1 protein-coding gene is annotated in these 1,922 nt (G+C 48.0%); it reads left to right on the top strand.

Annotation, left to right across the window (positions count from 1 at the left end):
• Positions 1-3: 3 nt before the first annotated feature.
• The coding region (locus Q0191_RS07735; protein WP_297665330.1) for an AAA family ATPase at positions 4-1,922 on the top strand (1,919 nt) is incomplete at its 3' end.

Below are 1,922 nucleotides of genomic sequence, written 5' to 3' on the forward strand. Positions count from 1 at the left end.
CGTATGGGTGGCTACAATAGCGAACATCGACGCTACTTGATCAATGGTAGAGAGGTCACACCGGAAGAGTTTGCTCAATACCGAGCTACTGGAAAGCTTCCTGGTCAAATGGCCAGCGAACAGGATTTGCATGCTGGAGCGCATGGGCCTAAGCAAGATGGCATTCTGGCTAAGCTAGGTCGCAATCTGACCCAAGAAGCGCGTGAAGGCAAGCTGGATCCGGTCATTGGGCGCAATAAAGAAATCCAAGAAACTGCTGAAATCCTTTCCCGCCGGACCAAGAATAATCCAGTTCTGGTCGGAGATGCAGGTGTCGGAAAGACAGCTGTCGTAGAAGGATTGGCTCAGGCTATCGTCAATGGTGATGTGCCAGCAGCCATCAAGAACAAGGAAATTATTTCTGTTGATATTTCTGGCTTGGAAGCTGGTACTCAATATCGTGGTAGCTTTGAAGAAAATATCCAAAACTTGGTCAATGAAGTCAAGGAAGCCGGGAATGTTATCCTCTTCTTTGATGAAATCCATCAAATCCTAGGTGCAGGATCTACTGGCGGAGACAGTGGTTCTAAAGGACTGGCGGATATTCTCAAACCAGCGCTTTCGCGTGGTGAACTGACTGTTATCGGGGCTACTACTCAGGACGAGTACCGTAATACCATTCTTAAAAATGCAGCTTTAGCTCGTCGTTTCAATGAAGTTAAGGTCAATGCACCGTCTGCTGAGGATACTTATCAGATCCTTCGGGGTATTCGGGACTTGTATGAAAAGCACCACAATGTCATCCTGCCGGATGAAGTGCTGAAAGCGGCTGTGGACTACTCTGTTCAGTATATTCCACAACGGAGCCTACCAGACAAGGCCATTGACCTGATCGACGTGACTGCTGCCCACTTGGCGGCCCAGCATCCAGTAACCGATGTCCATGCGGTTGAGCATGAGATTGCTGAGCAAAAAGACAAGCAGGAAGCAGCTGTTGAAAAAGAAGATTATGAAGCAGCTTTGAATGCTAAGACTCGCATCGAAGAGCTGGAAAAGAAAATTCAAAACCACACCGAGGATATGAAGGTGACTGCTACGGTCAACGATGTAGCAGAGTCTGTTGAGCGGATGACGGGAGTGCCAGTATCTCAAATGGGTGCTAGCGACATTGAACGCCTCAAGGGCATGAATGACCGTCTCAAAGCCAAGGTCATTGGCCAAGACAAGGCTGTAGAAGCTGTGGCTAGAGCCATCCGCCGTAACCGTGCGGGCTTTGACGAAGGCAACCGTCCGATTGGCAGCTTCCTCTTCGTCGGTCCGACAGGGGTTGGTAAGACTGAGTTGGCTAAGCAACTGGCTCTGGATATGTTCGGTACTAAAGAGGCTATTATCCGTCTGGATATGTCAGAATACTCCGACCGGACTGCGGTTTCCAAGCTGATTGGTACGACTGCTGGTTATGTCGGCTATGATGATAACAACAACACTCTGACCGAGCGTGTCCGTCGCAATCCTTACTCTATCATTCTCTTGGATGAGATTGAAAAGGCGGATCCACAAGTGATTACCCTTCTCCTTCAAGTTCTGGATGACGGTCGCTTGACAGATGGTCAAGGCAACACAGTCAACTTTAAGAACACGGTTATCATTGCAACTTCTAATGCAGGCTTTGGCTATGAAGCAGGTCTAGAAGAGGATGCAGAAAAGCCTGATCTAATGGACCGACTCAAAGCTTATTTCCGCCCAGAGTTCCTCAATCGTTTCAATGCAGTGATCGAGTTCTCTCATCTCAAGAAAGAAGACCTGATGGAAATTGTGAATCTCATGTTGATTGAAGTAAATCAAACCTTGAGCAAGAAAGAAATTGATCTGGCAGTATCTGATGCGGCTAAGGAATTCCTGCGCGATGCTGGTTATGACCAAGTCATGGGTGTTCGTCCACT

It is taken from the genome of uncultured Streptococcus sp. (genome assembly GCF_938036805.1).
In the GTDB taxonomy this organism is placed as follows: domain Bacteria; phylum Bacillota; class Bacilli; order Lactobacillales; family Streptococcaceae; genus Streptococcus.